Raw genomic sequence first — 7,249 nt, forward strand, 5'->3', positions numbered from 1 at the left:
TGATATTTATTATATCAGAAAAGCGGTTCCAACAATAGCAAAACCCTGCAAAAGCAGGGCTTTGTCTACAGTCTGAAAGGTGGTAGATAATCTACCACCTTTTCTTTTACTTAAATATATTTACACAATATGAGATTTATGTTAAACTCTAAGCATATCAGTATTAGTATAGGAGGTACTTTCATGAAGATTGACAGTTCTAACAATGTAATTTTATATCACGGATCAACAGGAATAATAGAACCTAAATATGGTGAAGGTGCTAAAGATAATGATTATGGAGTAGGTTTTTATTGTACTGAGAATATAGAAATGGCTTTTTAGTAAAATCCCTCCTCAACGTCATGTTTTCTTTTTTTACTTCTAATTTTTTAAACCTTAACTTTTAAAATCTTCAATCCTCGAGAATATCCATTATTAACCGTATACCTTTTTTATACCCAGCACAAAAAGCTTCTTTTTGCACCGCCGTAGAATATGCAAAAATCAAATCTTGCATCTTGTCATTCTGTAGCAATTCAAGTTCTGTTTCGATAGCTTTCCATGTTGCAAGTATCACTAGGGAGTCTTCCAGAGTATCACTCCAATTTTGAAAAATTCCATTTAACTGTTTCACTGTTGTCTTCTCCTAATTGTTTACAAAAGATGTTATTTTGGTTATATTAGGTGTAACACTGAAACAGCTCCTTTCCATAAATTCTTAAATAAATGATGTCACCATGTTGTCAGATGATGTCAGGTCTTTGCTTAAGAAATCCTTTATTTACGCCATTTATCGACATTTCCAACGGTGTTCGATTCTCTCATCCCCTGCTCTTAAGCGTCAGAAATCTTGTAATTCAAGGTTTCCGGCGTTTTTTTATCGCAGCATCAGAGCTTGTTTAAAAAAAGTTCTAAAACATATCTGAAATAAAGACATTCTTCTACTATCCGTCTTCTGCAAACTTCTCAATACAAAATAAGGAATATGAAACAGCACACCATTCCATGCTATCTCATATTCCTTTATTATGCATTCAGAGCCACCTTATTTTATTTCTTCAACAACATCACATGCTCTGGGGGAAAATACAGATACTTTGGAATATTTTCCCTGGCAGTCTCTTGAAAATTCTTTTTCTGGCACATCCACCACAAAGTGCCGCTTTCTGCAGCCCCTTTATTACGAAACAGATACTGATGCTCAAAAGTATTTTCAATATACTCCTCAACCTGCACTTCCATGGTATTCTCACCAGCCTTAGTTGCCGGCCTCATCCAATGTCCCCGGATTCCAACATGGGTAATATCCTCTGTCACTTCCTGTTCTGAACGAAGCATAAGCTCCCAATCCAATGCATAAACCTCATGGCTGCCCATCTTCTGCACTGCAGAAAAATTCTTACATCCAGTCAGCCTTGCAGCCTCCAGATACTGAGGATTCTCGAAAATATCCCTGGTCTCACCAGTAAGAATATCTTTTCCATTATTCAACAGGGTCAGCTGACCGCAGAACTTATAGGCCTCATCCCTACTGTGAGTTACCATAATCATATCGCCTTTGTAATCTTTCAAAAAATTCTGCATATCACGCTGCAAAATATCCTTCAGATACCCATCCAGCGCAGAAAAAGGTTCATCCAGAAGAATCATCTCCGGCTCTCCGATCATCATACGCGCGAGAGCCACCCGCTGCTGCTGACCGCCAGAAAGCTGCGACGGCAAATGCTTTTCCAGTCCCTCCAAATGATATCTTTTTATGTAATCTGCAACCTTCTGTGAAAGCTCGCTTTTTTCCCCTCGATACCCGCAGGCAATATTCTTTTCCACAGTCATAGTTGGGAAAAGGGCATAATTCTGAAACAGGTATCCAACTCTTCTCTCCTGAGGCTTTAAATTAATTTTTGCCTCAGAATCAAAAACAGTCTTCCCGTTAATAATGATTCTTCCGGAATCCGGAGTTTCAATTCCGGCAATACTGCGAAGAGTCATACTCTTTCCGCTTCCGGAAGCGCCCAGGATCCCTATAGGTCCATCCTGCCCCTTCAGTCTTACATCCAGGGAAAAGCCTTTAAAATTTTTCTGAATATCAAGTTCAATCGCCATTATATCCACCTTCTGGTCTGCATTCCTCTGCCGGAAGCAATATTAATTGCTGCAACCACCAGAAATGAGATCAATATGATCACTACGACCCAGAAACCTGCCATATCATAATTTCCAGCTGCAGTCTCTGATGCAATTGCAACAGAAACCGTCCTTGTCTTTCCAAGGATATTGCCGGCAAGCATGGAGGTTGCTCCATATTCTCCAATGGCACGGGCAAAAGCCAGTACAGTACCGGAAGCAATTCCAGGTCCTGCTGCAGGTATAATTACCTTCCAGAATATCCGGCTTTCACTCATTCCCAGAGTTCTTCCTGCATAGATCAGATTCACATCCACCTGCTCAAAGGCCGCCCTGGCATTTCGATACATCAGTGGAAACGCGATCACAGAAGCTGCGATCACACATCCGGTCCATGTCTGAACTACTTTAATATCAAAATTGTCCAGCAGAAAACTTCCAAAAGGCCTTTTTAGGCTAAAAAGCAAAAGCAGGCAGAATCCAGCTACTGTAGGAGGCAGAACAAGAGGCATTGTCAGAATCCCATCCAGCACTGCCCTTGCTCCCGGTTTCAGTTTCATGATCTTCCTTGCACAGAATACACCCAGAAAAAAAGCAAATATAGTTGCTGCCACACCGGTTTTCAAAGAAATCCACAAAGGACTCCAGTTTATTTCACTGAGAAATTCTACCATATTATTATCCTTTATTCTGCAGTGTCTTCAGATGCTTCCTCTGTCGGCTCTGCGGTCTCTTCAGCGGCTGCCATGTCATCCGTTTTCTCGCCATTTACATAAGCTGCAAATCCATATTTCTCAAATACTTCAAGAGCTTCATCAGACTGAAGGTACTCAAGAAATGCTTCTGCTGCTGCTTTATCATCATCACTTGCTTCTTTATCTTCTACCATTCCGGCAGGGTAAAGTACAGGTGTTTTAAGGCTTTCCTCCGGTGCCTCTGCAATAACCTCAACAGAATCTGCCACAGAAGCCGCATCCGTAGCATATACGATACCAACCTCATTGCTGCCCTCACTTACAGATGCAAGTACATCTGTAACATTCTTACCTTCGTTGATCTCCATCTTGTTTACTTCATCTGTAATTCCAAGATTATCAAAAATCTCGCGGGAATACTGTCCAACCGGAACGTCCTCTCCGGCAAGGGCAAGGTTTGCAGCATCTGTGATGTTCTCAAATCCGGTTACCTTGGTCTCCCCATCCTTTGGTTTAATAAGAACAACTTTATTCTCAAGAAGATCCACTACAGAATCCTTGTCAGCAAGTCCCTCGTCAACCAATGCATCCATCTGCTTCGTAGCTGCTGAGAAGAAAATATCGCAGCGGGCGCCTTCCTCAATCTGAGTCTGCAAAGTTCCTGAACTGTCCGCATTGTAAAGAATCTCAACATCCGGATAAGTCTCATTAAAATTCTTCTGAATCTCTTCCATGGCGTTATTCAGGCTGGCTGCAATAAATGCGTAAACCTCACATTTCAGTTCCGCTGTCTCTGCTTCAGCAGATACGAAAGTAGTTCCAAACATCATAGTTCCCATAACACCAGCCATAAGTGCTGCAAAAACTCTTTTTTTCATTTCACGCCCTCCATTCTTGTTGTATTTTGTTGTGTTTTGTTATGTTTTGTTCGGTTTCATTCATTATACTTAATTTCATTTGCTATGTCAATTTGAGCCTGCATTGTTTGTACAATTTTTATTAGTTCACACAAATTTTTTTACTTTTCATTTTTTCTCCAACGAAACACTCCTTGTTATTTTCTTTCCAACATGCTATGATATTTAAATACTACCAATAATAAATACAAAAGGCAGCTGCTTCTCAGCTATGGAACACGTTCATACTCCTGTCTAATCTCCTACTTGCTCATATGTTCCGATCTGTCTGATATCCATCCATTCAGCATATAGACATAATGAATACACGGCTGTCGTTCAGGAATTTTGTAATAAATAATGAAAAGAGGATTTAAATATGAAATTAAGTGCACGCAATCAGTTAAAAGGAAAAGTTATCAATATCAATAAGGGAGCCGTTAACTCCATCGTCACAATTGATATCGGAGGCGGCAACATTATCACAGCTACTATTTCCTGTGCAGCTGTAGAAGAACTTGGACTTGAAGTTGGCTCTGACGCTTACGCAGTCATTAAGGCAACCAACGTTATGGTGGGAATTGATGAATAAACTTTATACTGCTCAGGAAATTGCAGACAAGCTTCAAATTAAGAAGACCACGGTTTATGAATTGATCAAACGTGGAGAATTATATTCTTCTAAAGTAGGAAAACAGCTTCGCATCAGCGAGCAGCAGCTGAAACAATACCTGGAGCGTTCCGGTTCCGGCAATAACATGCCAGATCAGAAAGCCGCTTCTTCCAGTACCCCTAACGGAAATCTGCAGATTCCGGAACTTCCTCCAGAAAGTTCCCTTTTGAAGAGGGATTATCTTCTCCACTCCAGCGGACTGATCCTTTGCGGACAGTTTTCCCCGGCTCTCGAACTTCTGATCAGCCAGATGTCCATTCACCCTCAGGGGATTCCAGTCCTTCAATCCTTTATGAACAGCTACAACAGCCTGTATTCTCTTTATTTCAAAAAGGCTCACATAGCATGTGCAAGTCTGGATCTGGAACATATCCGCAGCCTTGTCCCAGGTGTACAGCTTTCTCTTTTATGCCTTTATGAGTATTCCATAGGGCTTTATGTTCCTTCTGGAAACCCTTTGAAGCTTTCAGGTCTGATGGATTTCGCCTGTAAAGACATAAAGATTGCCAATCGAGAAAAAGGAAGTACACCACGGATTTACCTGGACCAGTTTCTTTTCTCAGAAAAAATTTCGCCAGCCAGCATATCTGGTTACCATACTGAACTGGTATCTGATATTTCCACTGCCGCAGCTATTGCTACGCACAAGGCAGATTCAGCTCTTGGAGAAGAATACGCAGCACACCAGTCCGGACTTCTAGATTTTATTCCGCTTCAGACACTTCCTATGTATCTGGTCATGGAAACGGAAGCCCTTTCCCAGCCTGGATTCTCTGCTCTTCTTGAAATTGTACGGTCTGAAGATTTCCGAACGATTCTTCAGGGACAGACCGGATATAATGTGACACGGACAGGGGAACTGCTTTCTCTTTAAAATACCCATGGATAATAAAAATGCTTTTAATTTATTTACGCAGCTTCTGAACTGCTGTTTGAATAAATTAAAAGCATTTTTTCTTAGAACGCATTTGAAAAAGCCTTTTTCAAACACGCTCCAGATAAGTCATTCGGTTAACAAAAAACTCTATTTGCAAAATAATTATCAGGCATTCCACGCCTATTTTCCGGAAACAATATTCTGCATCCATACACCTTTCTTAACCAGCACAAAACCCACAATACACTTCAAAATATCTCCCACCTGTACCATGGCAAAAACAGCCAACACGTGTAAACCTGTGAAGCGACTGAGGCAATACGCAATGGGTACACTGACACACCACACAAATACACTGTCAAATAAAAATGTAATGATCGTTTTTCCACCGGAACGCAAGGTAAAATATGAAGCATGCAGGAATGCGTTCTGCGGCATAAAAATTGCCATGATCATAATAAAGTATTTCGCCAGTTCCTGCGCATCCAGATTGGTGTTATACAGCTTTGGGAAAAATGGTGCGACAATCAGCATGACTAATGCCACTCCAGTGCAGCACATAACAGAAAATGCAATCATCTTATTATCTGTATCTCTGGCCTTCTTCATATTTCCCGCGCCTAACAGCTGTCCCACTACAATGGCAACAGAGTCTCCCAAAGCGATGAATACGACATTAAAAACATTATTAATGGTATTTGCAATATTCTGTGCAGCTACTACGTTTAATCCCCGAATAGAATAGCACTGGGTAAGAATTGCCATTCCGGCTGCCCAGAGAGTCTCATTAAGCAGCAGCGGAGTTCCTTTGATCAAAATCTTCTTTGTTAAATTAGCTGGTACCTTCAGCGTACTGTAAAGCCCTTTGGCAAAAGGCATTTTCTCTGTGTGGGTATGTGACCATATAATTATAATTGCAGCCTCCACATAGCGGGAAAGAACAGTCGCAATAGCGGCTCCCTGTACCCCCAGCTCCGGAAAACCAAATTTACCATAAATAAGAAGATAGTTGAATACAAGATTCACAAGTACTGCAGTAACTCCCGCCTTCATAGGCTGAACAGTCTCTCCGCATTCGCGAAGGGTACTGGAGTATGCCTGACTGATCATAAATGGCGGCAATCCAATAAACATGATCCACAAATACTGCATTCCATATCTGCTCGTAGCCTCCAGCGCAGCTGCACTTCCTTCGCCTTTCAGATACATGCCGATCAGGTTTTCTCCTGAGCACATTAAAATCAATATTGTTATAATTGTGAGCGCAATTACCAGCCATAATTTGTAGCGAAATGTCTGGCGCACACCTTCATGATCCTTCTGGCCTGCGTACTGAGCTGTAAAAATTCCAGCACCGGACACGCCTCCAAACAGACAAAGATTATATACAAAAAGAAGCTGATTTACAATGGCTGCCCCTGACATTTGCTCTGTGCCAATCCTTCCGATCATAATATTGTCCAGAAGACTGACAAAATTAGTGATACCATTCTGTATCATAATGGGTATTGCAATTGCAAGTACCATTTTGTAAAAGGCCTTATCTCCCAGAAATTTCTTCCGGAATCCAGGCTTAGTTACTGTGTTTTCCATTTATCGATTTCCCCCTTCATTTCCAAACTGTAAAACAGAATATTTGTTCTGTGATTACAGCGTGGTAGATACTAAGTTACTACATATTTTCAAATAATGCAATAGGTAAATGTAAACAAAGGAGAAAATTTTGCAATAGGAACCTACACACAAAAAAAACGATAACCAACCGGCTACCGTTTCCGTTCTGTACCTTCAAAACTACATACATGTTACATCCTAATGGAATCATTTTACCTCTGCGTGAGTCCGGCAGCTACTTTATAACCGCCTTTCCCATTTCTTGGTCAAGCCCTCACCCTATTAGTAACAGTCAGCTCCATGCATTACTGCACTTCCACCCCTGCCCTATCTACCTCGTCGTCTTCAAGGGGGTTTACTTCTTTCGAATGGGACATCTCATCTTGAG

At 41.2% G+C, this 7,249-nt stretch carries 8 protein-coding genes and 1 rRNA gene; 3 read left to right on the top strand and 6 right to left on the bottom strand.

The annotated features are described in order from the left end of the window. Window positions 1-183: 183 nt before the first annotated feature. Window positions 184-324 (top strand): DUF3990 domain-containing protein, encoded by a 141-nt coding sequence (locus ABHC48_RS20185; protein WP_195700475.1) that lies wholly within the window; start codon window positions 184-186, stop codon window positions 322-324. 70 nt (window positions 325-394) lie between these two features. Here the strand turns inward: ABHC48_RS20185 and ABHC48_RS20190 are convergent, their stop codons facing one another. The 4 genes from ABHC48_RS20190 to modA form a co-directional block, all read right to left on the bottom strand. Further along, complete coding sequence (locus tag ABHC48_RS20190; protein WP_195700476.1) at window positions 395-616, bottom strand: hypothetical protein; 222 nt, start codon at window positions 614-616, stop codon at window positions 395-397. A gap of 416 nt (window positions 617-1,032) precedes the next feature. After that, on the bottom strand, window positions 1,033-2,085 hold the full coding sequence (locus tag ABHC48_RS20195; RefSeq protein WP_195700477.1) for an ATP-binding cassette domain-containing protein: 1,053 nt from the start codon (window positions 2,083-2,085) through the stop codon (window positions 1,033-1,035). Beyond that, a complete protein-coding gene (gene modB, locus ABHC48_RS20200; protein WP_118579234.1) occupies window positions 2,085-2,780 on the bottom strand; it encodes a molybdate ABC transporter permease subunit in 696 nt (231 codons plus the stop codon). Before modB ends, ABHC48_RS20195 begins: the two co-directional genes overlap by 1 nt. An 11-nt stretch (window positions 2,781-2,791) precedes the next feature. Beyond that, on the bottom strand, window positions 2,792-3,679 hold the full coding sequence (gene modA, locus ABHC48_RS20205; RefSeq protein ID WP_118579237.1) for a molybdate ABC transporter substrate-binding protein: 888 nt from the start codon (window positions 3,677-3,679) through the stop codon (window positions 2,792-2,794). Between the two features lie 397 nt (window positions 3,680-4,076). Between modA and ABHC48_RS20210 the strand changes: the two genes are divergently transcribed. Next, on the top strand, window positions 4,077-4,289 hold the full coding sequence (locus ABHC48_RS20210; protein WP_118579240.1) for a TOBE domain-containing protein: 213 nt from the start codon (window positions 4,077-4,079) through the stop codon (window positions 4,287-4,289). Then, window positions 4,282-5,244: a helix-turn-helix transcriptional regulator gene (locus ABHC48_RS20215; protein ID WP_173719648.1), complete on the top strand. Its 963-nt coding sequence runs from the start codon at window positions 4,282-4,284 to the stop codon at window positions 5,242-5,244. Before ABHC48_RS20210 ends, ABHC48_RS20215 begins: the two co-directional genes overlap by 8 nt. Before the next feature lie 183 nt (window positions 5,245-5,427). Here the strand turns inward: ABHC48_RS20215 and ABHC48_RS20220 are convergent, their stop codons facing one another. Both ABHC48_RS20220 and ABHC48_RS20225 read right to left on the bottom strand, forming a co-directional pair. After that, the gene (locus ABHC48_RS20220; protein WP_226815898.1) at window positions 5,428-6,840 is read right to left on the bottom strand and encodes an MATE family efflux transporter; all 1,413 of its coding nucleotides are present in this window, start codon (window positions 6,838-6,840) and stop codon (window positions 5,428-5,430) included. A gap of 283 nt (window positions 6,841-7,123) precedes the next feature. Beyond that, window positions 7,124-7,249: ribosomal RNA gene (locus ABHC48_RS20225) — 23S ribosomal RNA — on the bottom strand; the annotation flags it as partial.

Origin of the sequence: Ruminococcus sp. 1001136sp1, assembly GCF_039841815.1 — a bacterium.
Classification (GTDB): Bacteria; Bacillota; Clostridia; order Lachnospirales; family Lachnospiraceae; genus Blautia_A; species Blautia_A faecis.